Genomic DNA, 25,073 nt, shown 5'->3' with positions numbered 1-25,073 from the left:
TCCGCTACCCCAATCCGCCGGCCAGCGAGCGCATCGTGCCCGCGCCGTCCTCGTCGACCCGGTCGTACGCGTCGGCCATGGTGGTCAGATCGCCGCCGGCCGAGCCGATCTCCTCCGCCGCGATCCCGATGCAGTCGAAGACGTACGCGGCGACACCGGTGTAGGCGACCCCGATCAGCGAACCGATGTCGTCGGCCCCCCACGGCTCGCCGTAACCGGCCATCCGCGCCTCGAAGCCGTCCAACTCGTCGAGGAACCGGCTGGCGACATCGGAGACGGTCCCGCCGGCGTCGCGCATCGACTGCGGCTCCACCTCGAAGCCGTCGCCGCTCATTTCGGGCCGCCCCGGACCATCCGCTCCTGCGCATCGGTCAGCGCCTGGAGGAACGACCCCAGGCGCGGCACCGCCGTGTCCCGGACCTCCGCCAACTGCTCCCGCAACTGCGTCAGGTCACCGACCCGCGGGGGCACCGTGGCACCCCGCATCGCGTCGATCGCCGCGTTGACAGCGGTGGTGATGTGCTCGGTCAGCTCCACCGAACCGAGCCGCATCAGTCGGGGCTCCACCCAGAGCGAGTGCAGCCGACCGTCCGGGCCCAGCTCGGCGCGGACCTGACCGTCCGCTGCCTCGCCGGCCGGCGGGTCGGCCGGTACGCCGTCGGCCGGAGCGCTGACCGCCGCCAGCGCCTGCATCGTCGCGTCCAACATGCGGCTGAAGTCGCCGCTGACCGGATCCGCCGCCATGTGCCCTCCCCAAAGGCCGAACGGGCCGAGCCTAACCGACGGGTACCACGGCTTCACCCGACCCGGCCGACCCTGGACACCATCATGGACGGATGACGCTCGCCGGCACTAGGACGCGGGGGCCCGCTCGATGGTGACGTCGACCGGCCCGATGCGCAGGGTGCCGTCGGTGAGTGGTGTGCAGCGGATGCCGCCGGTGGTGCGCAGCGCTTTCCACGCCCCCGGGCCGACCGTGACGTCCATCCACGCGCACGGCCGGGCTGCCCGGTTGACCCGCAGGCTGACCGGGCCGTCACCGGAGTCCAGGACCAGCACCTTGCCGATCAGCTCGTCCACCGCGATGCCGGTGGTGAGGACGTTGCGCCGGACCTCCGCCAGGCCGACGCCGGGTGGCAACGACTCCCGGGCGATCACCGTCACGCTGGCGTCGCGGTGCGCGGGCTGGCCGAAGTACCGGTCGCCGACGATGCCGAGGCCGGCCCGGATCCGGACCACGTCGACCAGCTCACCGGGCGGGGCCGGCGCCGGGCCGTCGGTGGGCCGTCCCAGGAAGCGGTGCACGGGCGAGGCCAGCAACTCGACGATCTGCGGCATGGACGGATTCTACGAACCGGACGGCACCCTCCGGGCCGGCTCGGCGGACCCGGCGGTCGGCGGCTCCGCGGCCGGTGGTCGTGACGGTGGGGACGGCGGCACGGGCGCCGCCGTCCCCACGCGACGAGGTCAGGCCGGAGTGCCGGTGACGGTCAGGTTCCGCAGTCGGCCCACGTTGTCGAACGAGCCGAAGCCCACCCGCCCGGAGCCGAACGTGGTGTCCTTCGCGGTCATCAGCGGGTCCCGGTGCCCGTCGACGTAGACCGCGATCTCGCCGGTGGCCGGCAGGTGGACGACCCGTACGCGGTGCCAGTCGGCATCGGTGATCGCCGGGTTGGCGCCACGGGACCGGCCGTTCCACTGGTGGTCGATGCGCTCCCGGTCGGCATTGTCGACCTTGAAGATCCCGTTGTGCGGATAGATCGTGTTGTCGGTGGAGAGGTGGGCGTAGTAGAACTCGGTGTCCGAGCGCCAGCCGAAGACGATGATCACGTCCCGGTTGCTGACCTCCACCGGCGTGTCGAGCCGTACCCGCGCCTCGACCTCGACCGCCGACCACTCCGGACCGCCGGTCAGTACGGCGTACTCGAACGGCCGGCGCGGCCCGGGCCGGCTGACTCCGGCCTCGGCGAGGATGACCTGGTCGCGGGTGAACTGCCACTTCGCCGGGGTTACCGGCGCCCAGTTCGAGGCCCCCGCGGTGCGGCGCAGGGTGGTGTTCCCGACGTCGCCGCTGGCGAAGACCCGGGTGCCGGTGACCTTCCAGATCTTTCCGTTGGCCTTGGCGACCACATAGAGCTCACCGGCGGCGTCGGTGCCGAAGCGCAGGTCGACGCGGTTGGGGTCACCGGGGGCGCCGGGCCCGGACAGGTCCCGCATCCGGACCGGGCTGCCGGCGGTGTCGAACAGGGCAAGCTGGTGGATCGGGGCCAGGCCCCGGCCGCGACGCATCTCGTTCGCCTCGGTGTAGAGCACCCGGCCGTCGACCAGGTCACCGAAGACGTACTTCCCGCGCAGCGCGGGCAGGGCGCGACCCCGGTAGACGAATCCGCCGGCCACCGCGACGCCAACGTCGGCGGTGCAGTTCCAGCCCGCAGCGGGGTCGTGGTCATACGCGCCGACCGGGTACGTGTACCCGTACTGGTCGTCGTCGGCGGGCAGCGGGAACAGCCGGTCGCAGGGGTTCGTGGCCGTCTTGTCGAAGACGAAGGATCCCTCGCGCTCGCTCCAGCCGAAGTTGTCGCCGGCGCGTACCTCGTAGATCGCCTCGATGGCGTGCTCACCGATGTGCCCGAGGTACATCCGGCCGGTCGCCCGGTCCCAGCTGAAGCGGTGCGGGTCGCGGAAGCCCAGGGCGTAGATCTCACCGAGCGCGCCGGCCCGGCCGACGAACGGGTTCGTGGCGGGGATGCCGTACCGCCCGTTGGCGGAGGTGGTGCCGCGCGGATCGATCCGCAGCAGCTTGCCGTGCGGCAGGCCCAGGTTCTGCGGGTCGGTGTTGCGCACACCCAGGCCACCGTCGCCGACCGCGAGGTACAGCAGGCCGTAGTCGGCGTCGTGGCGCTTCGCGGTGGGATTGAAGTTGATCTCCTGGATGCCGTGCACCTGGCCGCCGAAGCCGATGCGCAGCACCTCCCGCCGGGTACCGGCGAACGTGTCGGCGGCCGGGTCGGTCGCCGTCCACTCGGTGATGACACCGTGGTAGATCGTGCCGGGCTGGGCGTAGTCCGGCGGCGTGGTCGCCGCCGAGGCCGACTCGGTGTGGATGGTGTAGAACCGGCCGTTGGCGCCGAACTCCGGGTGGAAGGCGACGTACCCGAAGCCCTGGCCCAGGCCACGGCCGGAGAAGAACTGCGGCGCGAACGTCGCCGCCACGTCGAGGTAGACGTGCGGCACGCCACCCTCGACCAGGTAGAGGCTGCCGTTCAGGTCGGGCACGGCACGCCGGCCGGAGCCGTCGGGCACCTCCATGATGGTGTTGATCCGGGCGGTGCGCATGAGCCGCTGATCGGTCGGGGCCGGGTTGGGGTACGACTGCGGGAAGCTGGCGTACTCGCTGAGGACCAGCCCGAGCCGCGACTGGATCGGCATCTCGGGGACCGGGTCGTAGACCGCCCCGGCGGCCTGGGCGGGCGTCGCGAGCAGGGTGGACAGGACCAGCACGAGGGCGGTGAGGCCGGCCGTCAGTACAGGTCTGCGGATCCTGCGGGCGCTGTCGTGGAGGGTGAGCACGCGTGTCTCCTTCTCGGTGGGACGGTGCCGAGGGTGGTCAGCGGGCCAGGTGGCGGTACTGCCTCCGCACGTCGCTCGCGGAGACCACGCTGTCGAGGAACATCAGGCCGTCCATGCGGCAGTCGCACGGATTGCGCTCCAGCGTGTCCTGGGGGAAGCTTCCGCCGATCTTGATGCCCCGGGGGTCGGAGGCGGTGGTCACGTGCGGGCCGGGCCCCGACACGAGCCACGGGTCGTCGGTGCGGGTGTAGAAGCCGTCCACCGGTTCGCCGTTGCGGTAGAGGGCGAGGGCGACGGGGGCGAAGTCGAAGGTGGCGGCGAGGTGCACCCACTCCCCTTCCGGCAGCAGGTCCCGCCAGTCCTGGCTGGCGGCGAACGTCTGCGAGTTGCCGCCGTCGAGCCGCCGGCCGAGCGCGACCAGCCGCAGCTCCCCGTTGACGTCGATCAGCTCCAGCAGGGCCCGGACGCCGTGGCCGTCGGAGTCGCCGGTCAACACTCCGGCCAGCCCGATGGCGTTGAAGCGATCGTTCGGGTCGGCGGTGGTGGAGTTGGGCAGCGGGCTGTCCATCTGCAGCTTGAACCAGCCCATCACGGTGGTGCCGGCGGTGGCGTTGAAGGCGCGGAGCGTCCGCACCCCGCTGGCCGACCAGGTGCCGGCCTTCCAGTCGTCGTTGCCGGCCACCGCCGGGTCGACCTGCCGGGTCTGCAGCGCCCTGCCGCTGCCCCGGTAGGCGTGGTCGGCCACCCGCATGGCGGGACCGCCGTTGATCAGCTCGATCTCGGTCCCGGAGCGACCCTGGTCGCGTTCCAGCGCGGGGTCGCCCGGCACCGGGTGGTCGAAGTCGTACGCGGCGACCAGGTGCGCTCGCAGGGCCGGGTGGACATCGGACGGATGGTTCCGGTCCGCCTGTGCCGGTGGCGCCCCCGTGCCGGTCAGCACGCCGACCGCCAGAAGGGAGACGGTGGCGACGGCGGCTCTTCTGGCCCTGGACATCGCGTTCACCTCATTTCGCGGCACGCCGGTGCCGACTAACGTAAACGCTTACGTAAGCGCTTACGTACCCTAGGCTTCGACAATCGTCACTGGCAAGAGATCAGGTGACATGGATGTTCCAGGGAGTTGCGAATGCCCAGGGCAGGCCAGCGACCTCGGCTCGTGGACGTGGCGGACCGCGCCGACGTCTCGCTGGCGACCGCCTCCCGGGCTCTCGCCGGCCGCGAGGGGGTCAGCGCGGAGGTGGCCGACCGGGTCCGGCAGGTCGCCCGCGAGCTGGGGTACGTCGCCAACCCGTACGCCCGCACCCTCGCCGGCGGCGCCAGCTCCACGGTGGGGTTGATCGTCCACCAGGTCGACGACCCGTACTTCTCCGAGATCGCCAGCGGGGTCATCCAGGTCGCCGCCGAGCAGGGGCTGTTGGTGCAGATCTGTCAGTCCGGTCGGGACCCCGACTACGAGCTGCAACAGCTCCGCCATCTCATCGCCCAGCGGGTCGGCATCATCCTGATCAGCGGCTCAGGGTACGACGACCCGCGGGTGGAGGCCGAGGCCCGCGCCGAGTTGGCGGCGTTCCAGGACCACGGCGGCCGGGTCGCCGCCATCGGGCGGCACGCGCTCGGCGTCGACGCCGTCCTGCCGGACAACGAGGCCGGCGGCCGGGCGCTCGCCCAGCACCTGGTGGATCTCGGCCACCGGCGGATCGCGGTCGCCGCGGGCAGTGCCGGTCTCACCACGGTCGCCGACCGGCTCGCCGGTGTCTCCTCGGCGCTGCGGCAGCGCGGGTTGCCCCCGGCCGACCTCGCCGTCGTGCACGGCGACTTCACCCGCGGCGGCGGCCGGGCGGCCACCGAGCAGATCCTGAACGAGCATCCCGAGACGACCGCGATCATCGCGCTCAACGATGCGATGGCGATCGGGGTGCTGTCGACGCTGCGGTCGCGCCGCGTCCCGGTGCCCGAGCGGATGTCCGTCGTCGGTTTCGACGACGTCTCCGTGGCGGCCGATCTCGCGCCCAGCCTCACCACCATCCGGCTGCCGATGACCGAGATGGGTCGCACGGCACTCACCCTCGCGCTCAAGCCCCGCTCGACGCGTCCCCGGCGTCGCGCCACCGGGCACCTGCTGGTCGTCCGCGACTCCACCGGTCCCGCGCCGGGCACCTGACCGGCGCAGACCGTCCGCCAGGTTCGGCGGCACGCGACCCAGGCCGGGAGCAACCGCCGTCGTCGGTCCGGTCGGTCCCGAACCGGCTGTTCCCGGCTCGCCCGCCGCCCCGCCCGCCTAGGGTGAGGCTTCAGCAGCTCGCGAGCAGGGAGGAAACGGCGATGGACCCGACGACGGAGGTCCTGTTGGACGCGCTCAAGCGAGCCGCCGAGGCGCACGGCGAGTACGAGAAGGAGCTGGGTCGGACCGACCCGGACTGGCCGCAGTGGTACGCACAGCACATGACCCGCACCCTGACCGAGGACGGCTACCGGCTCACCGGACCGAAGACCCCCTGAGCGTCGACCTCGGCCGGTGACCCGCTCGGCGCTGGCAGGATGGGTACGGGTGCTCATTCCCGAACCGCCCGCGCGGGGGATGATCTCCGGATGACAGCGATGAGGGGTGTGCGCGCACTGCTCGGGGCCCTGTTCCTGGCGGCGGCCACGGTCGGGGTGTGGTTGCTCTGGCTGGGCTGGGACACCGAGTACACCGTCGACCCGGAGACCGGGTCGTCCAGCGGCCCGTACGCGCCGTGGCAGGTGATCGGCTGCGTGCTGACCCTCGTGCTGCTCGCCGCCCTCGCCGTCCGGCGGCTCAGTCCGTGGCTGGTGGCGCCGGTGATGACGGTGGCCTTCACGGTGCCCTGGTCGTGGCAGGCCGCGTCGACCGACGACAGCGGACTGTGGGCCGTCGGGGCGATCCTGGTGCTGGTCGGGATGGCGATCGGCAGCACGCTGGTGAGCCTCGGCGCACGCCGCGTCGGCCGTCGCCTGGCCGGCCGAACCCGCTAGCCGAGGCATCCGGCAGCCCGCTGTGGTGGTGCTCGTCCACACGCCGCCCGGTCACGCTGATCCGGGCCTGATCGACCGCCGTCCGCCCATCGTGGACGGACGATATCTGTGATCTCATATTCACCATGATCACTCCGACTCCCCTCATGAGCCTGGTGGCCGGCGTCTGGGGTTTCAAGACCCTCGCGGCCGGCGTTGAGCTCGGCCTGTTCACCCGACTCGCCGACGGCCGGACGATGACCGTCGAGCAGGCCGCCGCCGAGTTCGGGTTGGCCGATCGCCCGGCCGACCTCCTGTTGGCCGCGAGCGCCTCACTCGGGCTGCTGGAGAAGGCCGGTGACGGATACCGCAACTCCGAGCTGGCCGAGCAGTTCCTGGTGGAGGGCCGCCCGTACTACTTCGGAGCCCAGGTCCGCTACTCGGACCTGCGTACCTACCTGCCCTGGCACCGCATCGGCGAGGCGCTGCGCACCGACCGGCCGCTGACCTGGGACCCGCAGGTCCAGGAGTCGATGTTCGACACCGCCGACCCGGAGATGCTGGCGCAGTTCTGGGACGCCATGTACTCCACGTCCAGCTCCACCGCCGGTGCCCTGGCCGAGGCGTACGACTTCTCGCCGTACCGCCGGCTGCTCGACGTGGGCGGCGGCGCCGGCGCGTTCCCGATCGAGCTCTGCCGCCGGCTGCCCGAGCTGCGGGCGACCGTGCTGGACCTGCCACACGTCTGCGTACGGGCCGAGGAGCGGATCGCGGGTGCCGGTCTGACCGCTCGGATCGGCGCGGTTGCCGGCGATTTTCTGGCCGACCCGGCGCTACCGGGCGGACACGACGTCATCCTGCTCAGCATGATCCTGCACGACTGGGACGAGCCGACGAACCGGGCGCTGCTGGCCCGGTGCCACGCGGCGCTGCCGCCCGGCGGGGCGATCGTCGTCTGCGAGCTGCTGCTCAACGACGAGCGCACCGGGCCGCCGGAGGCTGCCCTGATGGGCATGAACATGCTGGTCGAAACCGAGGGCGGCCGGAACTACTCGGGCGCCGAGTACGCCGCCTGGCTCTCTGACGCCGGCTTCGTCGACGCCCGCACCGTGCCGTTCGACGCCCCCGGCGCCAACGGCGCCGTGGTGGCCCGCCGGGGCTGACCGCCGACGACACCCGGCCCAGCGGGGCCGGGTGTCGCGGCGTCCTCGCGGCACTGGTGTCCGATCGGCTACCGGTACGGGTCAGGCGCGAGCCTTCGCCGGCTGCTTCATGAAGTCCATGATCGCCTTGTTGACGTCGTCGGCGTTGGTCCACGGGAGACCGTGCGGCGCGCCCTTGAGCGTGATGAGTTGGGACGTCGGCGTCATCGGCGCGAGCCGCTGGCCGGTCACCGGGTAGGGCAACACGTTGTCCTTGTCGCCCTGCACGATCAGTAGCGGCACGTCGATCTTCGGCAGATCGGGACGGAAGTCCTCCTGCCAGGCGTCCACGCTGTCATGGGTGCCCTTGGCGGAGGCCATCGCACCGATCTGCCAGTGCGCCCGGTACGCCTCCTCGCTGACCAGCTTGCCCTTGTTCTCGCTGTAGTTGAAGAACGCGTCGCAGAACTGGGTCAGGTAGGCGAAGCGGTCCTTGATGATGGCCTGCTGGAAACCCTTGAAGAGGCTCGGGTCAACGCCTTCCGGATTGTCCTTGGCTTTGGCCAGCATTGGTTGCAGCGGGCTGACCACCACGGCCCGGCTCACCCGCTGCGAGCCGTAGTTGCCCAGGTAGCGGATCACCTCGCCGGTGCCCATCGAGTGACCGATCAGGGTCGCGTCGCGCAGATCCAGTTCGGTCATCAGCACGTCGAGGTCCGCGGCGAAGGTGTTGTAGTCGTACCCGAATGCCGGCTGGGCGGAGTTGCCGAAACCGCGCCGATCGTAGGTGATCGTCCGGTATCCGGCGTTCAGCAGCGCGGTGGTCGACTTCTCCCAGGTCGCCCCGTTGAACGGGAAGCCGTGGATCAGCACCACTGGCTTACCGGACCCGTGATCCTCGTAGTACAGGTCGATGGGTGCGGAATTTTCCGTTCCCACGGTGATGAAAGGCATGTTTCACTCCTGCTCCGGTTCGGCTGTCGGACACCAGCGCTTTCCCGGGCGGTCGACGGATATGCCGACCACCGGAGTGCCCGCCGCCAGGTGTGGCGCGACACGGACCGGACAGGGGTGTCCCGACCGGGCCGCGCCGGCCTAGCCTCGGGGCGTGAGTCATCCGCCCCGGCTGCGGGCCGTCAGCGACCTGCACGTCGGCTATCCGGAGAACCGCTCGTTCGTACGGGAGCTGCACCCGGACAACGACGGCGACTGGCTGCTCGTCGCCGGCGACGTGGCTGAGCGGTTCGCCGACATCGAGTGGGCGCTCGGGCTGCTCAGCAGTCGGTTCGCGAGAGTGGTCTGGGCGCCGGGCAACCACGAGCTGTGGACACCGCCCGACGATCCGGTGCGGCTGCGCGGCGAGGAGCGCTACCGCGAGCTGGTACGGCTGTGCCGGCGGTTGGGTGTCGTCACCCCGGAGGACCCGTACCCGGTGTGGGACGGCGACGGCGGCCCGGCCACGATCGCCCCGCTCTTCGTGCTCTACGACTACACGTTCCGGGTGCCCGAGGCGAGCACCAAGGAGCAGTCGCTGGCGTTGGCGTACGAGGCCGGGGTGGTGTGCACGGACGAGGCGCTGCTGCACCCCGATCCCTACCCGAGCCGGGAGGCGTGGTGCGACGCCCGGGTCGTCGAGACCGAGCGCCGGCTGGCCGAGCGCGACCCGGCCCTGCCGACCGTGCTGGTCAACCACTATCCGCTGGTACGCGAACCCACCGACGTCCTGTGGTTCCCGCAGTTCGCCCAGTGGTGCGGCACCGTCCGTACCGGAGACTGGCACCTGCGCTTCGGCGCGGCCACCGTGGTCTACGGGCACCTGCACATTCCCCGGACGACGTTCCACGACGGCGTACGTTTCGAGGAGGTCTCCCTCGGCTACCCGCGCGAGTGGCGGCGGCGCGGGCCGGTGCCGAACCCGGTGCGCACCATCCACCCGGCGGACGACCTGCGCCGGATGCAGCTACCGGCGGGCTGACACACACCATCGCGACCGGGGGGCGGCCGCCGGTCCTCGCCGGTGGCCGCCCCCGCTCGCGGTCAGCTCGTGTAGACCTCCAGTGCCGCCAGTTGCCCGGCCGGCCAGCCCGTGTTGCCGGTGACGGTGATCCGCAGGTAGCGGGTCTGCGCGGCGGTGAACGTGAGCGTCACCTGGTTCCCGGTGGCCGGGTTGAAGGTGCGCCCGGCCGCCGCGACCAGCGTGCCGAAGCTCGCCCCGTCGGTGCTGCCCTGCACCGCGAGGGTCTGCGTCCGGGTGGCCCAGGCCGCCGCCGGTGGCAGCTTGAGCACCACCCGCCCGACCGTGCGCGCCGCGCCCAGGTCGACCTGGACCCACTGCGGGAAGGCGTTGTTGACGCTCTCCCAGTAGCTGTTCGGGTCGCCGTCGACCACGTTGCCCGATCCGTAGCTCTGGGTGTGGCCGCTCTCCGCGGTGGGCCGACCCCGGGCGAGGTCCGCGTTGGCCGGGGCGTCCGTGGTGACCGTGACCGCGTTCGACGGGGCGGAGGTGTTGCCCGCGGTGTCCCGCGCGGTAACCGTGAAGCTGTATCCGGTGGACGGGCTGAGCCCGCTCACCGTCGCCGTGGTGCCGGTGACGGTGGCGACCACTGTGCCGCCCTGGCGTACCTGGTAGCCGCTCACCCCGGTGTCGTCGGTCGACGCCGTCCAGGCCAGTGACACGCTGGTCGCCGTCCGCCCGGTGACCGTGAGGCCGCTCGGCGCGGTCGGTGGGGTGTCCGGCCCGCCGGTCGCGGCGTACACCTCGACCTGGGCGAGTTGCCCGGCCGGCCAGCCGGTGTTGCCGCCGATGCTGAGCCGGACATAGCGGGCGGTGGTGGTCGGCAGCGTGCGGGTGACGGTGTTGCCGGTCGCCGGGTCGAAGATGAACCCGGCGGCCGGGGTGATGGTGGCGAAGGAGCCGCCGTCGGTGCTGCCCAGCACGGTGATGGTCTGGGTACGCGTCTCCCAGCCGGCGGGCAGCCGCAGTACGAGCCGACCGACCTGGTGGCTGGCGCCCAGGTCGACCTGCCACCAGTGCGGGAAGCCGCCGTTGCCGCTCTCCCAGTAGCTGGCGGCATTGGAGTCCACCGCGTTCGACGCCGGGAACGGACCGTTCTGGCTGCTCGCGGAGGCGGGCCGGCCGGCGGCCAGGTTCCCGCCGGTCGGCGGGCCACCGAGCATCGGCTGGGTGGGGCGTACGGGGGTGAGAGCGAGCTGTCCCTTGAGCATCCGTCCGCCGTCGGCGGTGATGCGGAGGTAGTAGTCGGAGGAGCAGGCCACGCCGTCCTCGTCCAGGGCCCGGATGTTCGCGCCGGCCGGGGTGGTGGCCTGGGTCTCGGAGGTCTTGGCGATCTGGTTGCCCTCGTTGTACTCGTCGAACATGGACACGTACAGGCCCTGGGAGCCGAGCCGGACCATGTTGTAGATGTGCCGCCAGTAGAAGTCGCCGTGGCGGCGATGCCCTCCGGCGAGGTCACCGGGCATCACGCAGGGCTGGTAGTCAATGCCGCGCGCCACGCAGTCGGCCATGTCGGGGATGTTGACGTTGTTGTAGTACGAGTCGAGCCCTTCCAGGGTGGTGGTCCGGTAGACCATCCAAGGCGAGATCATGTTGAACGCGTGGTAGACGTCGAGGAAGCCGGGGCGGGAGTCCTCGATCCCCTGGCGCCACCAGGTGGGCACGCCACCGATGACGTAGCAGCCCTGCGCCTTGAACCAGTTGACGACCTCCAGGCAGGGCCCCGGGGTGAAGGGCCGGCTGGGTTCGCTGAAGCCGAAGCCCCAGATGCAGACGACCGGCTTGCCGTTCTGCCGGGCGTACGCGCTGGACGCGGTGTGCGCGGACATCTTGGTCGTCCAGTCGGTCTTGATCTCCGACTGCATGGTCAACCAGTCGGTGACGTCGTACATGATGTAGAACTTGCGGCCGTAGCGCTCGGCGGCCGAGCGGACCTTCTGCGTCATGGCGTCGCGGGTCGGCCCCTCGTCGCCCATCGGGTTGAACCGCTGCAGGGCGGCGGTGTCGCAGCCGTACTCCTGCATCCACCGGAAGTGGGTGTCCACCGTCTGCTGGTCGTAGGAGGAGAAGAGGGTGGCCGGCGAGCCGTTGCCGAGGTTGGGGTAGGCGGTCGGGTAGCTGCGGGTGTACTCGCGCATGTCCGGCCACGACACGATCGTGGTGTTGGCAGGCGAGGGCGGCTGGAACCGGTCACGGCTCCAGTGCCACCAGCCGCCGATGGGCGCCGAGTCGCCGGGGCAGCTGAACCAGCCCTGGTAGCCGACCGTCACCTTGCCGACCACGTCCCCGGGGGGACTGGCGGCGTGGGCCGGGCTGGCGAGGGTGGTGAGCAACTCGGTGGTGGAGGCGGCGGCGAGGGCGGACCCCGCCACCACCGATGTGACGAACCTGCGGCGGGAGACCGCCATGACGACCACTCCTTCGGGACGGAAGGCATTGACGGTCATCGTGGCAGTAGTGAAAGTGGACTCGCAAGAGTTCGACTGATCGATGAAAATATTGGTCAACGGGTCGGAAGGAAACGGGCACCTCGCCCCGCCGGGCGATCCCGGCGGGGCGAGGCCGACTCAGGCCGCGAAGTTGCGGAACAGCAGGGACGCCAGGCCGAGCGCCAACGCCAGGTTGAACACGGTGGCACTGGCGAACACCGCGACAGGCCGCCAGCCGGCCTCCCGCAGCGACGCGACCCGGACCTCCAGGCCGATGCTGACGAAGGCCAGGATGAGGAACCAGACGCGCAGGTCGTTGACGATGGCGATGGTGGCCTTGCCGTCCGCGCCCGCCGCGTCGAGGTACCAGGTGGCGATGACCGATGCGGCAACGAATCCCAGGACGAACTTCGGGAAGCGCCGCCACAACTCCCCCAGCCCCGGTCGGGCCGCGCCGGGCTGACGCTCCACCCGCAACGTGAAGTACGCGGTGAGGGCGACGGCGACCACGCCCATGAGCGCGTTCTGGGTGACCTTGACGATGCTGGCGATCTGGAGCGCCTCCTCGCCGGCGAGCGCTCCGGCGGCGGTGACCGCTGCGGTGGTGTCGATGTTGCCGCCGATCCAGGCGCCGGCCACCGCGTCGGAGAGCCCGAACACGTCGGCCAGCCAGGGCAGGATGAAGATGGACGGCAGCGCGAAGACGATCACCAGACTCGCTGTGTAGGCCAACTGCTCGCGTCGCGCCCGGACGGCTCCGGCGGCGGCGATCGCCGCGCTGACCCCGCAGATCGACACCGCCGAGGCGAGCAACGCGCGTAGCTTGTCGTCGAGCCCGAACCGGCCGGCCAGCCACCAGGTGAACAGGAAGACCCCGCTGATCAGCAGGATCGCCTGGGCGATCGCCGGGCCGGCGGCACTGGCGATGACGGCCAGGTTGATCGACGCCCCGAGCAGCACCAGACCGGTCTTGATGAAGAACTCGGTCCGGAACGCGGCGGCGATCCGGTCGCGCCACCCGAGCAGGGTGACGGCGGCGTTGCCGAGCAGGCCGAGCAGGATCGCGTAGACCGGGTACTCGATCGCCGCCCCGATGTCCTCGACGGCGGTGCCCTCGGCCCACGAGGGGACGTTCTGCTCAAGGTAGCGGGTGAGCGCGGCGAGCCCCACCACGACCACCAGGCCGAGCGCCGTCCAGGCCCAGAACGTGCCGCCGCGCGCCACACCGGCGGGGCCGGCGGGGTCAACGGTCGACGGCGGCCCGCTGTCCGAGGCGGGCTCGACCGCGTCAGCGGGCACTTCGGCCGCGCGGGTGGCGTCGGTCGTGTGGGTGGCGTCGGTCGCGTGGGTGGCGTCGGTTGTGCGGGGCTCATCGCCCGTGCGGGTCGCCTCGGTGGTCATTAGGGCACCAGCCCGGCGGGGATCGCACCGAGCAGGACGAGACCGAGCAGGACCAGACCGAGAATGGTCGCCACCCAGTCCTCGTTGAACGCGAGCCGGGACTCCCCCGCGGTTGGTGGGGTGGACGGTGACGGATCGGTGCTCATGACATACCTCCGAGGGGAAGGACCGATCCGGCCGTGACGGGATCGGGATGGGGGCGGAACGCGGACGCGCGAGGGCCTCGACGAGCGGGCGGGTGGCGCCGGACACGGGTCGGCGCGCCGAACGTGGCAGCGGGGCCGGGCGGAGGGTGCGGGCAGCGACGGCGCTCAGTCGGTCGTCGTCGAGCTGGGACAGAGCTCGGAGGCGACCCGCATCAGGTCCACGACCCGACGGGAGGTGAGGAACGGACCGACCGGCATTCACCCATTTTCCTATCGGGACGATAGGAATTCAAGCCCACGGGAGTGGTTTCTCCATCCACCCGTCGACCCCACCCCCGCCGGACAGGCGGAGGGCCGGAGCCACACCGGCTCCGGCCCTCCGTCGGTACGCCCGACCTGCCCTACGGCAGCGGGTACTGCGCGAGGTAGACCGGCACGCCGACCTTGGTCATGTCGGCCGCGTCGCCCACGCCGTTCACCACGTGGTCGATCGTTCCGGCGCTGAGGTTGACGGTCATGATGTGGTGCAGCCGCACGCCCGGCCGGACCGGGACCTCGAAGCCGTTCTCGGTGTGGATCGACGGGTTGTTCTGGTTGAAGACGTAGACCCCGCCGCCGTACAGGGTGTGGTGGCGTACCCGGTCGCCGACCTTGTAGCCGGCCCAGCCCTCGACTGCGCCGTTCATCCAGTCGGCCTGCGTCGGCGGGTCGTACGGCAACTCGTTCTGGTAGAGGATCGTGGTGCCGTGCTCGCCGTTCCAGACCGTGTTGTACCGCTGGAAGTGCTCGACGAAAAGGCCGGTGGCGGTCACATGGTCGCCGTTGATGACGGCGCCGTAGCGGCCGGTGTTGGTGCGCCAGCGCTCCGTGTCGCCGTTGACGCCCTCGGTGAAGCCCTCGACGCCGTGGTCACCGCGCCACACCCACGTGTGGTCGATGAGCACGTTGTCGCTGTTGACCTCCAGCGCCGTGTTCGTCCGGCCGATGTGCGGGCCGCCGACCCGGAAGTACACGTCGGACAGCGTGGTCGGGTTGGCCGCGCTGCTGGCGTTGTGCCCGTGCTGCCGGCCCACCCGCAGCAGGACCGGCGACTCGACGCTGCCGGCGTCGATCGTGACGCCGGCGACGACCACGCCGGGCACACCGGCAACGTCCAGCGGAATGGCGCCGTTCACCGCGGTGAGCGTGGCATGCCCGATGCCGAGCACCACCGTGTTGGGGCGTCGGACCTCGATGCTGCGCGCGATGTCGTACGTGCCGGGGGTGAGCAGCAGGTGCTTGCCGCGCGCGAGTTGGCTGTTGATGACGCGCACCGAGTCCGACGGCTTCGCGATGAAGAAGTCGCGGATTCCGATGGTCCGCCCCGCCGTCAGGCCGTCGGCCCAGGAGACGCCCCGGCTGTCCCGCTGCGCAGCGGGCACCCGGACGTTGTAGCCGCCCTTGGCGTCGACGAAGAGGTACGGCTTCTCCCGGCTCAGCGGGGTGGTCTCCAGCGTGGTGTACGGCGGGTCGGGGAAGGTGGCGTCGTCCGGAGCGCCCTCGACCCCGGCGAAGACCTGGTTCCACACCGCGTTGGACCAGCCGGCTACCTCACTGTTGCGGGTCAGCCACTGCTGCTGGGATCCGTTGGTGGTAGCCGGCAGTCGCGAGTCGGCGATGAAGCCGCCGCTGGCGAACTGGGGGCCGGCGGTGCAGTAGTCCATCAGCGACAGCCCGCCGCCGTTGATGTTCAGCCGACGCATCGACACCGCCTGGGACACCGCCCAGAAGTTCGCCGACGACCGGCAGCCGTCCTGGCCCGCCGCGTTGATGGTGAGCGAGAGATTGGACAGGGTGCGCCAGAAGTTGACCAGCGCGAGGCAGTTGCCGGTGCCGCCGTCCGCCAGGCAGCGGTTGTAGACCTCCAGCTTGCCGTTGACGCTGACGTCGGTGGGCGAGGCACCCAGACCGGAGACCTCGGTGTAGTAGCCGACCTTGGCCTGCAACGGCTGCTCCGCCGTGCCGTACGTGCCCGGCTTGAACAGGTAGGCGTGCCGCGCGGTGCCCATCTCGTTGTCGACCTGCCGGGCGTGCGCCGCGTCGAGGGTCTGCTGGATCTCGCTGATCGGCATACCGGGGTCGAAGATCGTGACGTTGGGTCCGAAATCCGGGGCGCCCTGCGTCGGCCGGCCGGCGCTGGCGGCGGTGCTGCTCATCGTGACGGCGGTGGTCAGCACCAGAGCGAGAATGAGGGTGCGTCCGGATCGCCGGCGCACCCGTCGGGGCTGGGTTGTCATGCGGTTCGTCCTCTCCGCTGGCCGGAGCGTGCTCCCGGCACAGCTGGGGCGTGAGAGCGCTCTCTGATCCCTCCGGCCGGAGGTTGGACCGGGACGAAGGGGTTGGCATGTTTCTACCTGGTAAATCGGCCGCACGCTATGACCCCGGCCCGCGAACTTCGGCCCGGGCGGGTGAGAATGGACGATGATGGTGGCGATGCGGGGAGGCGCTGACGCGGATCGACTCGTGCACAGCGAACGGGCCGGCATCGACGGCGTCCGGGTGATCCGCAAGCCCAACGGCGGCAAGGCCAGCGCCCTCAACACCGGGCTCCTGTACGCCTCGCACGACATCATCGTGACCCTCGACGCGGACACCGTCTTCGAACCGAATGCGATCCGGCGGCTGATCGAGCCGTTCAACGACCCGCGGATAGGAGCGGTGGCCGGCAACGTCAAGGTCGCCAACCGGCGACGGCTACTCGGCCAGTGGCAGCACATCGGGTCCGGTCGCGCTGCCACCGGCTGAACAACGCGTACACCGCTGACCAGGGCCCGTAACAGGCAGGCGCGTCTCGCCACGGCGCACCGACCCACTGCTGGCCATCCGCGTCCGCCCTGCACGGCTACGGCGACCAAGTAGTGAGCTCACCACGACGTCCACCATGTGGGGGATTCACGCCCGCTTGGCGTGACATGTTCCAATAGCGCTCGTTGCCCCCATTGTCACTGATCCACAACACGGGGGATTTACATGAGCGAGACCTCTGCGTCGCGCAGACGGGTTGGTATTCGTACGCGGCTGGGCGCCTTCGCGTTGCTGGCCGGCGCCCTGCTGCTCACGGCAGGCTCGCCGGCTGTTGCCGCGCCGGAACCGCAGGTGTATCCGAAGCTGGAGCTGATCAAGACCGGAACCCCGGCCACCGGTCTGCAGGCCGGCGACAAGGTCACCTACACCTACACGGTGAAGAACCAGAGCACCGGCACGCACTACCCGATCACCAACATCACCGTCACCGACGACACGGTCACTGGCATCACCTGCAAGGACACCAAACAGTCGGCCACCGAGATCGAGCATGGTCTTGAGCTCGCGCCGGGAGAAAGCGCCACCTGCACCGGCAAATACACGGTCACCAGGGCGGACGTCAAGGCCGGCAAGGTGGTCAACACCGCCACAGCGACCGGGCTGTTCCGCAAGGAGAAGGTAACGTCCAACAAGGCCGAATTCACCGTCACCACCAAGGCCAAGCGGGTGCAGGCCAGCCTGTCGATCGACAAGAAGGCCCGCATCGAGTCGGACTGCCGCAAAAAGTGCGAGAACGACGGCTTCGCCTCCAAGGGTGACAAGATCTTCTACACCTACCGGGTGACCAACACCGGCACAGAGACCATCAAGAACGTCGCCGTCGACGACAAGACCGCCGGTCCGGTGGCCTGCAAGAACACTTGGCTGGCCCCGGGCACGAGCACCGACTGCCACGCCGTCCACCCCCACGTGGTGACGTGGGCGGACGTCAAGGCCGGCAAGGTGGTCAACACCGCCAGAGCGACCGGCACCTTCTACGACAAGAAGATCGTCTCCGACCCCGCCACCGTCACCGTCTGCATTCGGGACGGCAAGTTCGACCACCGGCACGACGGCAAGGACGGCAAGCACGACCAGGAGCTGCCGGTCACCGGCGATAACACCACCAACATCCTGTCCCTGGGTGGCGGCCTGCTGGCCGCCGGTGGTCTCCTGCTCGGGGCCAGCCGGCTGCGCCGCATGGTGCGCATCCAGGCCTGATCGGAAGGGCGACAAACTCCGGGCACCGCATGCGGTGCCCGGAGTTTGTCATTCTGACGTGCTAATCAGGAGCTCGCGGTACCAGTCGACTTCCCGACTGTGCTGGTCCTAGCTAGTGCGGTGGCCATTAACGTTCGCCGGGTTGGCGTCGGTCGGGGAATTGTCGTACGGGTGGTGTTGGGTTCGGTTCGTGCCTCGCCGTCGGGATCCTGCCGCCCCTCCGGTGGTGCATCGCACGGCACGTATTGCGTTGCGGGTGACGCCGGGGCAGCGACGGCGGTGTTTCGGCCTGCTGCGTTCGGCTGGTGACGTCTGGGCGTGCGTGTTGGAGGTCAACGCGTGGCGGCGGCGCCGCCATGACGCCCCACTGGCCGGCTACCAGGAGTTGTGCCGCGAGTTGGCGACGTCGGGGCCGGGCACGTTCGGCGAGCTGGACACGACGGGCGCCCGGTCGGTGTTGCGCCGGTTCTCCGACGCCTGGTTCGCGGCAGCGAAACGCCGTAGCGCTGGTGACGAGTCGGCCCGGTTTCCGCGCCGCCGGCGGGGGTTGGTGCCGGTCCGCTGGTATCACGGCACCTTCACCATCGACGGGCACAGGGTACGGATCCCGACCGCGAGAGGCGCGCAGCCGGTGTGGGTGCGGCTGGCCCGTGATCTGCCATACCCGGTGGAGCAGGTCCGGTCGGTCACTGTGCTGTGTGAGGGTGGTCGGCTGTTCCTCGACCTGACCGCCGAAGTCCCGGTGATTGTCTACTCGCCCGGCGAGGAGCCGAACCCCGGGCGCGTGGCCGGGGTGGACCTGGGAATCATCCACCCCTACGCGGTGGCCGGGCCGGATGGTGCCGGGTTGTTGGTGTCGGGGCGGGCGGTCCGCGCGGAGCACCGGATGCACCTCGCCGACACCAAAGCCCGCCGCCGGGCGGTGGCGCGGCGGGCACCGAAACCGGGCCAGAAGGGGTCACGGCGGTGGCGTCAGTATCGCCGCCGGGCCCGTCTGGTGCAGGGACGGCACCGGCGGCGGGTCCGCCAAGCCCAGCATGAGGCCGCCCGCACTGTCGTGTCCTGGGCGGTGGGTCAGCGGGTTGGGGTGCTGCACGTCGGCGACCCCCGCGGGGTGCTCGACATCGCGGCGGGGCGGCGGCACAACCTGCGGCTGCGGCAGTGGCAGATCGGCCGGTTGATTCAGGTCCTCACCGACAAGGCCACCCTCGCCGGGATCACTGTGCGGCTCGTCGACGAACGCGGCACCTCCTCCACCTGCCCCACCTGCCACCGCCGGATACCGAAACCCCGTGGGCGCACCTTGTCCTGCCCCCACTGCCGATTCTCCGGGCACCGCGATCTCGTCGCGGCGGCCAGCATCGCCACCCGCACCCCGGGCGGCGGACCCACCACCCCCACGACAGCCGTTCCTGTGCTGCCTGGGGTGGTCACGCACCGTCGAGCCGGCCGGAACCTCCCCGGCGCCGGCCGGTCCCGGCGTGACCCCCGCCGCCCAGCCCGGGCGGCGAGAGGATCAGTTGGCCTGCGGAGGCCCGCCCCACCACCCAGTGGGGAGTCGCTCGCCCTCCAAGGCGAGGATCCACAACATCCCACCGGAACACCCGGTGAACGTTAGTGGACACCGCACTAGACCTCGTCCAGAAACTCGTCGATCATCGGGGCCAGCCAGTCGGCGCGCTGCGGGATCGTCGTGTGGGTGGTGCCGGGCAGGATGGCCAGCCGGCACCCCGGCAGGCCGGTCAAATCGCCGGGCACCGCGCCGCCGAGCAGCCGGAACATCCGCACCGCATGCTCGGGCTGAACGATGTCCGCGTCGGCCAGCACGATCATCGTGGGCGCGGCCAGCGCGCGGATCTGCTCGGTGGTCCATCGCGGCAGGTTCGCGTCCAGCACCTTCATCTTGGTGACCAGGTTGGCCCAGCCCGCCGGGTCCGGCGCGCTCCGCAGGTACTCCTCGTGGAACTCCGAGCCGTGCAGGTGCTCCGGTTGCAGGTCCTGGATTCCGTCGAGCAGCCCCGGGTGCAGGCCGGCGTCGTCGAAGCTCACCGAGGCGAGCACCAGCCGCCCGACCCGGTCGGCGTGATCGGTGCCGAGGCGCAGCCCCACCGCGGCGCCCATGCTCCAGCCGAACACGTCCGCCCGCCCGACGCCGAGGCGGTCCAGCAGCTCGACCACGTCGGTGGCGAAGTGCTCCACGGTCAGCGGACGATCGAGGTCCGGTGTGCGACCGTGCGCCTGCAACTCGACGGCGATCACCCGCCGGGTCTTCGCCAGGATCGGCAGGATCGCGCCGAACGAGGTGCCGATGCCGGAGAGCGCCCCGTGGATCAGCACCAGGGGGCGACCCTCGCCGTTGCCGTGCTCTTCGTGGTGGATGTCCATGCCCACACGGTGCGCCGGAGCGCTTACGGTCAACTTCAGGTCGCCTTACCGCGCAAGGGCTTGGTTCGGGCGTGTGGGTCGAGCCAAGCCCTAGGATGATCGCCGTGCAGTTCGGGGTGCTCGGACCGCTCGCCGTCACCACCGACGCCGGCGAGCCGGTGGTGGTGCCCGGCACCAAGGTACGGGCGCTGCTGGCCGACCTGCTGACCAACCGCAACCAGGTGGTCTCGGCGGACCGCCTCATCGACGACCTGTGGGGCGCGGACGCCCCCGCGAACCCCACCGGCGCCCTTCAGGTGCGGGTGTCCCAACTACGCAAGGCGCTCAACGACGCCGAGCCGGGCGCCCGCGAGCTGGTCGAGTCCCGGTCACCCGGGTACCTGCTGCGGGCCGGCGGGGTGGACGCCGACCGGTTCGCCGAGCTGACCCGGTGCACCGACGTCGACCGGCTGACCGAGGCCCTCGCGCTGTGGCGCGGCGACGCGTACGCCGACGTGGCCGACGCGGAGTTCGTCCGCGCGGAGGTCACCCGGCTGGCCGAGCAGCGTCTCGCCGTGCACGAGCGGCTGGCCGAGGCCCGGCTGGCCCGGGGCGAGCACGACCTGGCCGCCGCCGACCTCGCGGAGCTGGTCGCCCGGCACCCGCTGCGAGAGGGCCTGCGGGCGGTGCAGCTCCGCGCGCTGTACGCGGCCGGCCGCCAGTCCGAGGCGCTGGACAGCTACGCCGACCTGCGCGACCGGCTCGCCGACGAGCTGGGCCTCGACCCAGGGCCGGAGCTGGTCGCCCTGCACCGCAAGATCCTCGAACAGGACGCCGGTCTGAGCGCGCCGCCGAAGGCCGCGATCATCCGCAACAGCCTGCCGGCCCAGCTCGACGAGTTGGTCGGCCGGGCCGAGGCGCTGGCCGAGCTGCGTACCCTGCTGCCGCGGCAGCGGCTGGTCACGCTGGTCGGGCCGGGTGGCGTCGGCAAGACGCGGCTGGCCACCGAGGCGGCCCGCACGCAGTCCCTGCCGGACGGCGTCCAACTGGTCGAGTTGGCCCCGCTGCCGGCCGGCGACCCGCGCGTCGCCGAGCAGGTGCTCGGCGCGCTGGACACCCGCGAGAGCGCCGGCACGAGCCTGTCGGCCGCCGATCGGCTCGCCGCCGCGCTGCGCCACAGACAACTGCTGCTCGTGCTGGACAACTGCGAGCACGTGATCGAGCCGGTCGCCGAGCTGGTGGCCCGGCTGCTGCGGGACGCGCCCGGGGTGAGCGTGCTGGCCACCAGCCGGGAGCCGCTCGGTCTCACCGGGGAGCTGCTCTGGGAGGTACCCCCGCTGTCCGTGCCGGAGGACGGCGACCTGGACGCGGTCCGGCGCTCGGCGGCGGCCCGGTTGTTCGCCGCCCGCGCCGCCGCGCAGCAGCGCGGTTTCCGCCTCGACGGGCGGACGGCGCCCGCGGTGGCCCAGCTCTGCCGCCGCCTCGACGGGCTGCCGCTGGCGCTGGAGTTGGCCGCGACCCGGGTGCGCTCCCTGGGCGTGTTGGGCGTGGTGGAGCGGCTCGACGACCGGTTCCGGTTGCTCACCACCCAGCAGCGGGACGTGCCGCCGCGGCAACGGACGTTGACCGCGGTGATCGGCTGGAGCTGGGACCTGCTGGACGAGACCGACCGGCTGGTGCTGGCCCGGCTCGCGGTGTTCAGTGACGGCTGCACCCCGGAGGCCGCTGAGCAGGTTTGCCGGACCGATCTGGACACGCTGGCCCGGCTGGTCGACCGGTCGCTGGTGGTGCTGGACGACTCCGGCGTGGGCCCTCGCTACCGGCTACTCGAATCGGTTGCCGCCTTCTGCCTGGACCGGCTGACCGACGCCGAAGAGGTACGCGCGCGGCACGCCGCGTACTACACGGAGCTGGCCGAACGCGCCGATCCGCTGCTGCGCGGCGGCGACCAGCAGCGGTGGCTGGCGCTGCTGGACGCGGAGACGGCGAACCTGCGGTCGGCGCTGGTCCACGGCGGCGGGCTGCGGCTGGCCATCGCGCTGAGCTGGTACTGGTATCTGCGTGGCCGGCTCACCGAGGCGCGGCAGGCGCTGGCGATGCCCGACCCCGAGCACGAGTCCCGCGCCGCGGCCTGGCGGGTCGGTTTCGCGCTGTTGCAGGGCGACCCGATCGTGCCGGCCGAGCTCCGGGCCGCGCTGGCTGGCGACCCGGACGGCCGCGGTGCCTGGTTTGCGGCCACCGCGGTGATCGACCACAGCGATTTGGCCCTGGCATCGGAGCTGCTGCCCACCGCCGTCGCCGACCCGTGGACCGAGGCCGCGGTGCTCAGCTCCCGGGCCAAGATCGCGCACGCCAACGGTGACCAGGCAGCACTGGAGCACGCCGCGACCCGCAGCGCCGCGCTGTTCGCCAGCATCGGCGACCGGTGGGGCCGGCTCCAGGCGACCGAGTGGGTGGGTGGGCTGGCCGACATGCGCGGCGAGCATGAGCGCGCCGCCGCCCTGCACCGGGAGGGGCTGCGCTGGGCGGAGGAGCTGGCGCTGTGGCCGCAGGTGTGCAGCGAGCTGTCCTGGTTGGCCTGGCTGGCGGTGCAGACCCGCGACTACGCGCAGGGCCGGGAGCTGGCCGAGCGCGCGTACCAGCTCGCGGTGGAGCAGGCCTCACCCAGTGCGCTGGTCTTCGCGGAGATGAGCCTCGGGATGGCCGCCCGCCGCGACGGCAAGCTCGACGTGGCCGTCGCCCACCTCACCCACCTCGTCGAACAGGGCCGCGCGGAGACACAGCCCGCGCTCTACCTGCCGATGATCCTGGTCGAGCTGGGCTACGCGGTCGAGCAGGGCGGCGACCCGGATGCGGCGCTGGCCCTGCACATCGAGGCGTTCGAGGCCGCCGTGGCGATCGCAACCCCACGGGACGCCGTCAACACCCTGGAGGGGATGGCGTCGGCGGTGCGTTCCCCGGAGGTCGCCGCCCGACTGCTGGGCGCCGCGGCCGCCGCTCGGCTCGCCGCGCAGGCCCCGGCCGCCCCGGCGGAACGCGACGACACCGACCGGGTGGCAGCCCGCGTGCTGGCTGCCCTGGGGCGGGAACGCTTCGACGCGCTGGTCGCCGAGGGCGCGAAGCTGAGCCCGGGCGAGGCCCGGGCTCAGCTCTGATCGGTGGTCAGCCGGCCGTCTTCGGCCGGTACGAGGCGATGATCACGCCGTTCTTGTGCACCCGGGTGTCGACCAGCTCGAACGACGCCTTGATGTCCGTCAGCGGCGTCGTCAGGCTGGGGCCGCCCTCCAGCACGGGGTGGATCCAGAACCGGACCTCGTCCACCAGGCCCGCCCGGACCAACTGCGCGGTGACCGAGCCGTAGCCGTACTGGATGATGTCCTTGCCCTCCTGGGCCTTGAGCTTGGTGACCGCCTCGACCAGGTCGCCCTGGAGCACCTCCGTGTTGTTCCAGGTGGGGTTGGTCAGGGTGGTCGAGGCGACGTACTTCTTGACGTTGTTGAAGTACGCGGCGCCGGTGGTCGGGTCGTTCTCGTCCATGCTCGGCCAGGCGACGGACATGCCGTCGTAGGTGGCCCGGCCCATCAGCATCGCGTCCGCTGCGTTGGTCTGTTCGCCGGCGAGGCTGGCGGCCTCCTCTTCGAAGTACGGCGAGGTCCACATGGGGTTCTCGATGACGCCGTCGAGGGTGATGTAGGTCGAGTTGATGAGCTTGCGCATCGGGATCTCCTGGTTGTCGGTGGTGCTCTCGGTGACACCCAGAACTCTGTCGGGTCCCGCTTACGATTCGCTTCAGGTGCCCTTACCCGCGTCCGTAACCGGGTCGGTCAGCGGGATGGGCAACGCCTGCGCGGCCGCCGTGCCGCCACCGACCGAGTGCGCCGGCGCGGGGCGGTCGCCGGTGCGGCTGTGCAGTCGCCCGCGTCCGGCCGGCCCGGCGCGCCGGGTCACCTCGCAGGTCACCATCCGCACCGGCGGTGGCGGCACGGTGAAACGGCCCACTCCCCACCGCACCCAGATCGGGATGCGGCCGGCATCCGCCTCCGCCCGCAGCTTCTGCAAGGTACGGGCCCGGTCGGTGTGGTCGACCTCGACCACCACCGGCGGGCCGTCGGGGCGGGCGCACGCCACGTCGAGGACGGAGTGCCGCTGCTCCAGCGGCGGTGGCAACGGCAGGACGCTGGGGGCGCGCCGGTAGACCCGCCAGCCCTGGGCCTCGGCCCACCGCACCACCGACTCGATCACCCTCGCGGTGACCTCGTCGGTGTCCAGGTCGACGAAGGTCAGGTCGTCCAGCCAGCGGCCCAGGTCGGCGGCCAACCGCTCGCCCTCCGCCATGACCTCCACCGGCGCAGGATAACGCCTGAGCCGGAGGTGGTCGCGGTCACGGCGGGGTGCCGGCTGACCAAGGCGGCGGTGGCCGGCCCGTCAGCGACCGCGCTCAGCGACGCAAGCGACGCGAGCAGGGGCCGTCATGGTCGGCACGGAGCAGGCAGCGGCGGCGGCCGCCGGGCAGCAGGAGGTCGCAGAAGACGCGGTGGCGGAGGAACTGCTGATCCTCCTCGGACACCGTGGTCTCCCCCGGGTCCGTCATCGGCAGCGGGGTCAGCCAGCGGCCGATGACCCGGGCCAGGCGCTGCGCGGCGGCCAGGTCGGAGGCGACGACCGGCAGATGGACGACGTACCGCCGGCTCATCGCCGCCGACCCTGCGCGAGCCGCAGCCGCGCGACCTCCCGGCGACTCTCGGCGAGGGCCGCGTGCAGCGCGGCCATGTCGACGGCGACGCGGTCGAGCCAGGCGTACACCTCGGCGGGGTCGAGGCCGCGGCGTCCGAGCCGGGCGGCCGGGAAGCGGCGCTCGCCCACCTGCCACGGCAGCAGGCCGGGGTACGTCGAGTGTGGTCGTTGGTGACGGATACTCACGTCGGGCCGCCTTCCTGGTCGCCTGTGGTCATCCTGTGACCGTGCGCAGCGAAGACGCAACTTCCTACAC

At 71.4% G+C, this 25,073-nt stretch carries 24 protein-coding genes; 9 read left to right on the top strand and 15 right to left on the bottom strand.

Annotated features, from left to right (window positions below):
• Nucleotides 1-4: 4 nt before the first annotated feature.
• The 5 genes from OG990_RS08495 to OG990_RS08475 all read right to left on the bottom strand — a co-directional run bounded on the left by OG990_RS08495 (nucleotide 5) and on the right by OG990_RS08475 (nucleotide 4,564).
• A complete protein-coding gene (locus OG990_RS08495; protein ID WP_386982501.1) occupies nucleotides 5-334 on the bottom strand; it encodes a hypothetical protein in 330 nt (109 codons plus the stop codon).
• Entirely contained in the window at nucleotides 331-744 is a 414-nt protein-coding gene (locus tag OG990_RS08490; RefSeq protein ID WP_406079693.1) for a YbaB/EbfC family DNA-binding protein, read from the bottom strand. Before OG990_RS08490 ends, OG990_RS08495 begins: the two co-directional genes overlap by 4 nt.
• 108 nt (nucleotides 745-852) lie before the next feature.
• On the bottom strand, nucleotides 853-1,338 hold the full coding sequence (locus OG990_RS08485) for a molybdenum cofactor biosysynthesis protein (RefSeq protein WP_355606856.1): 486 nt from the start codon (nucleotides 1,336-1,338) through the stop codon (nucleotides 853-855).
• Nucleotides 1,339-1,467: 129 nt separating this feature from the next.
• Nucleotides 1,468-3,570 (bottom strand): PQQ-dependent sugar dehydrogenase, encoded by a 2,103-nt coding sequence (locus tag OG990_RS08480; RefSeq protein WP_406079691.1) that lies wholly within the window; start codon nucleotides 3,568-3,570, stop codon nucleotides 1,468-1,470.
• Between the two features lie 37 nt (nucleotides 3,571-3,607).
• Nucleotides 3,608-4,564 carry a hypothetical protein gene (locus OG990_RS08475; protein ID WP_406079689.1) on the bottom strand — a complete coding sequence of 319 codons (957 nt, stop codon included), beginning with the start codon at nucleotides 4,562-4,564 and terminating at the stop codon, nucleotides 3,608-3,610.
• Between the two features lie 132 nt (nucleotides 4,565-4,696).
• Here OG990_RS08475 and OG990_RS08470 point away from each other — a divergent pair, with 132 nt between their 5' ends.
• The 4 genes from OG990_RS08470 to OG990_RS08455 all read left to right on the top strand — a co-directional run bounded on the left by OG990_RS08470 (nucleotide 4,697) and on the right by OG990_RS08455 (nucleotide 7,706).
• On the top strand, nucleotides 4,697-5,731 hold the full coding sequence (locus tag OG990_RS08470) for a LacI family DNA-binding transcriptional regulator (RefSeq protein ID WP_406079688.1): 1,035 nt from the start codon (nucleotides 4,697-4,699) through the stop codon (nucleotides 5,729-5,731).
• 161 nt (nucleotides 5,732-5,892) lie between these two features.
• Nucleotides 5,893-6,069 carry a hypothetical protein gene (locus OG990_RS08465; RefSeq protein WP_328415975.1) on the top strand — a complete coding sequence of 59 codons (177 nt, stop codon included), beginning with the start codon at nucleotides 5,893-5,895 and terminating at the stop codon, nucleotides 6,067-6,069.
• Between the two features lie 90 nt (nucleotides 6,070-6,159).
• Nucleotides 6,160-6,564, top strand: a complete 405-nt coding sequence (locus tag OG990_RS08460) for a hypothetical protein (protein ID WP_406079686.1) — start codon at nucleotides 6,160-6,162, stop codon at nucleotides 6,562-6,564.
• Between the two features lie 125 nt (nucleotides 6,565-6,689).
• Nucleotides 6,690-7,706, top strand: a complete 1,017-nt coding sequence (locus OG990_RS08455) for a methyltransferase (protein ID WP_406079684.1) — start codon at nucleotides 6,690-6,692, stop codon at nucleotides 7,704-7,706.
• 81 nt (nucleotides 7,707-7,787) lie between these two features.
• Here the strand turns inward: OG990_RS08455 and OG990_RS08450 are convergent, their stop codons facing one another.
• The gene (locus tag OG990_RS08450; protein WP_328415970.1) at nucleotides 7,788-8,639 is read right to left on the bottom strand and encodes an alpha/beta hydrolase; all 852 of its coding nucleotides are present in this window, start codon (nucleotides 8,637-8,639) and stop codon (nucleotides 7,788-7,790) included.
• Nucleotides 8,640-8,793: 154 nt separating this feature from the next.
• Between OG990_RS08450 and OG990_RS08445 the strand changes: the two genes are divergently transcribed.
• A complete protein-coding gene (locus OG990_RS08445) occupies nucleotides 8,794-9,660 on the top strand; it encodes a metallophosphoesterase family protein (protein ID WP_406079682.1) in 867 nt (288 codons plus the stop codon).
• A 62-nt stretch (nucleotides 9,661-9,722) separates the two neighbouring features.
• Here OG990_RS08445 and OG990_RS08440 read toward each other — a convergent pair whose 3' ends face one another.
• The 4 genes from OG990_RS08440 to OG990_RS08425 form a co-directional block, all read right to left on the bottom strand.
• The gene (locus OG990_RS08440) at nucleotides 9,723-12,107 is read right to left on the bottom strand and encodes a discoidin domain-containing protein (protein ID WP_406079681.1); all 2,385 of its coding nucleotides are present in this window, start codon (nucleotides 12,105-12,107) and stop codon (nucleotides 9,723-9,725) included.
• Between the two features lie 159 nt (nucleotides 12,108-12,266).
• A complete protein-coding gene (locus OG990_RS08435) occupies nucleotides 12,267-13,529 on the bottom strand; it encodes a YeiH family protein (RefSeq protein WP_406079679.1) in 1,263 nt (420 codons plus the stop codon).
• The gene (locus OG990_RS08430) at nucleotides 13,529-13,675 is read right to left on the bottom strand and encodes a hypothetical protein (protein WP_328415962.1); all 147 of its coding nucleotides are present in this window, start codon (nucleotides 13,673-13,675) and stop codon (nucleotides 13,529-13,531) included. The genes OG990_RS08435 and OG990_RS08430 overlap by 1 nt, the downstream gene beginning before the upstream one ends.
• Before the next feature lie 401 nt (nucleotides 13,676-14,076).
• Nucleotides 14,077-15,951, bottom strand: a complete 1,875-nt coding sequence (locus OG990_RS08425) for an adenylyl cyclase (protein WP_406079677.1) — start codon at nucleotides 15,949-15,951, stop codon at nucleotides 14,077-14,079.
• Between the two features lie 196 nt (nucleotides 15,952-16,147).
• Between OG990_RS08425 and OG990_RS08420 the strand changes: the two genes are divergently transcribed.
• The 3 genes from OG990_RS08420 (at nucleotide 16,148) to OG990_RS08410 (ending at nucleotide 19,337) form a co-directional block, all read left to right on the top strand.
• Complete coding sequence (locus OG990_RS08420; protein ID WP_406079675.1) at nucleotides 16,148-16,459, top strand: glycosyltransferase family 2 protein; 312 nt, start codon at nucleotides 16,148-16,150, stop codon at nucleotides 16,457-16,459.
• 225 nt (nucleotides 16,460-16,684) lie between these two features.
• Nucleotides 16,685-17,719: an LPXTG cell wall anchor domain-containing protein gene (locus OG990_RS08415; RefSeq protein ID WP_406079673.1), complete on the top strand. Its 1,035-nt coding sequence runs from the start codon at nucleotides 16,685-16,687 to the stop codon at nucleotides 17,717-17,719.
• A gap of 115 nt (nucleotides 17,720-17,834) precedes the next feature.
• Nucleotides 17,835-19,337, top strand: coding sequence for an RNA-guided endonuclease InsQ/TnpB family protein (locus OG990_RS08410; RefSeq protein ID WP_406079671.1), 1,503 nt, complete (start codon nucleotides 17,835-17,837; stop codon nucleotides 19,335-19,337).
• 11 nt (nucleotides 19,338-19,348) lie between these two features.
• Here OG990_RS08410 and OG990_RS08405 read toward each other — a convergent pair whose 3' ends face one another.
• Complete coding sequence (locus tag OG990_RS08405) at nucleotides 19,349-20,104, bottom strand: alpha/beta fold hydrolase (protein WP_406079669.1); 756 nt, start codon at nucleotides 20,102-20,104, stop codon at nucleotides 19,349-19,351.
• Between the two features lie 104 nt (nucleotides 20,105-20,208).
• Here OG990_RS08405 and OG990_RS08400 point away from each other — a divergent pair, with 104 nt between their 5' ends.
• Nucleotides 20,209-23,238: a BTAD domain-containing putative transcriptional regulator gene (locus tag OG990_RS08400; protein WP_406079668.1), complete on the top strand. Its 3,030-nt coding sequence runs from the start codon at nucleotides 20,209-20,211 to the stop codon at nucleotides 23,236-23,238.
• Between the two features lie 7 nt (nucleotides 23,239-23,245).
• Here OG990_RS08400 and OG990_RS08395 read toward each other — a convergent pair whose 3' ends face one another.
• From OG990_RS08395 to OG990_RS08380, 4 genes are all read right to left on the bottom strand, one after another.
• Nucleotides 23,246-23,800: a dihydrofolate reductase family protein gene (locus tag OG990_RS08395; RefSeq protein ID WP_406079666.1), complete on the bottom strand. Its 555-nt coding sequence runs from the start codon at nucleotides 23,798-23,800 to the stop codon at nucleotides 23,246-23,248.
• 72 nt (nucleotides 23,801-23,872) lie between these two features.
• Nucleotides 23,873-24,427 (bottom strand): hypothetical protein, encoded by a 555-nt coding sequence (locus OG990_RS08390; RefSeq protein ID WP_406079665.1) that lies wholly within the window; start codon nucleotides 24,425-24,427, stop codon nucleotides 23,873-23,875.
• A 94-nt stretch (nucleotides 24,428-24,521) separates the two neighbouring features.
• Nucleotides 24,522-24,776 (bottom strand): hypothetical protein, encoded by a 255-nt coding sequence (locus tag OG990_RS08385; protein WP_355613030.1) that lies wholly within the window; start codon nucleotides 24,774-24,776, stop codon nucleotides 24,522-24,524.
• Complete coding sequence (locus OG990_RS08380) at nucleotides 24,773-25,003, bottom strand: DivIVA domain-containing protein (RefSeq protein WP_328415948.1); 231 nt, start codon at nucleotides 25,001-25,003, stop codon at nucleotides 24,773-24,775. The genes OG990_RS08385 and OG990_RS08380 overlap by 4 nt, the downstream gene beginning before the upstream one ends.
• Nucleotides 25,004-25,073: the final 70 nt, after the last annotated feature.

The sequence above is a fragment of the Micromonospora sp. NBC_00858 genome, from assembly GCF_045207365.1.
Lineage (GTDB): Bacteria > Actinomycetota > Actinomycetes > Mycobacteriales > Micromonosporaceae > Micromonospora.
The sequence above is the reverse complement of the archived record's forward strand: the minus strand, read 5'-3'. Positions and strand labels throughout refer to the sequence as shown.

Coding starts and splice junctions, on each gene's coding strand:
- OG990_RS08450 (WP_328415970.1), bottom strand. CDS start 8,639: ATGCCTTTCATCACCGTGGGAACGGAAAATTCCGCACCCATCGACCTG.
- OG990_RS08425 (WP_406079677.1), bottom strand. CDS start 15,951: ATGACAACCCAGCCCCGACGGGTGCGCCGGCGATCCGGACGCACCCTC.
- OG990_RS08420 (WP_406079675.1), top strand. CDS start 16,148: ATGCGGGGAGGCGCTGACGCGGATCGACTCGTGCACAGCGAACGGGCC.
- OG990_RS08385 (WP_355613030.1), bottom strand. CDS start 24,776: ATGAGCCGGCGGTACGTCGTCCATCTGCCGGTCGTCGCCTCCGACCTG.
- OG990_RS08440 (WP_406079681.1), bottom strand. CDS start 12,107: ATGGCGGTCTCCCGCCGCAGGTTCGTCACATCGGTGGTGGCGGGGTCC.
- OG990_RS08435 (WP_406079679.1), bottom strand. CDS start 13,529: ATGACCACCGAGGCGACCCGCACGGGCGATGAGCCCCGCACAACCGAC.
- OG990_RS08455 (WP_406079684.1), top strand. CDS start 6,690: ATGATCACTCCGACTCCCCTCATGAGCCTGGTGGCCGGCGTCTGGGGT.
- OG990_RS08460 (WP_406079686.1), top strand. CDS start 6,160: ATGACAGCGATGAGGGGTGTGCGCGCACTGCTCGGGGCCCTGTTCCTG.
- OG990_RS08475 (WP_406079689.1), bottom strand. CDS start 4,564: ATGTCCAGGGCCAGAAGAGCCGCCGTCGCCACCGTCTCCCTTCTGGCG.
- OG990_RS08490 (WP_406079693.1), bottom strand. CDS start 744: ATGGCGGCGGATCCGGTCAGCGGCGACTTCAGCCGCATGTTGGACGCG.
- OG990_RS08430 (WP_328415962.1), bottom strand. CDS start 13,675: ATGAGCACCGATCCGTCACCGTCCACCCCACCAACCGCGGGGGAGTCC.
- OG990_RS08495 (WP_386982501.1), bottom strand. CDS start 334: ATGAGCGGCGACGGCTTCGAGGTGGAGCCGCAGTCGATGCGCGACGCC.
- OG990_RS08405 (WP_406079669.1), bottom strand. CDS start 20,104: ATGGACATCCACCACGAAGAGCACGGCAACGGCGAGGGTCGCCCCCTG.
- OG990_RS08465 (WP_328415975.1), top strand. CDS start 5,893: ATGGACCCGACGACGGAGGTCCTGTTGGACGCGCTCAAGCGAGCCGCC.
- OG990_RS08470 (WP_406079688.1), top strand. CDS start 4,697: ATGCCCAGGGCAGGCCAGCGACCTCGGCTCGTGGACGTGGCGGACCGC.
- OG990_RS08485 (WP_355606856.1), bottom strand. CDS start 1,338: ATGCCGCAGATCGTCGAGTTGCTGGCCTCGCCCGTGCACCGCTTCCTG.
- OG990_RS08415 (WP_406079673.1), top strand. CDS start 16,685: ATGAGCGAGACCTCTGCGTCGCGCAGACGGGTTGGTATTCGTACGCGG.
- OG990_RS08395 (WP_406079666.1), bottom strand. CDS start 23,800: ATGCGCAAGCTCATCAACTCGACCTACATCACCCTCGACGGCGTCATC.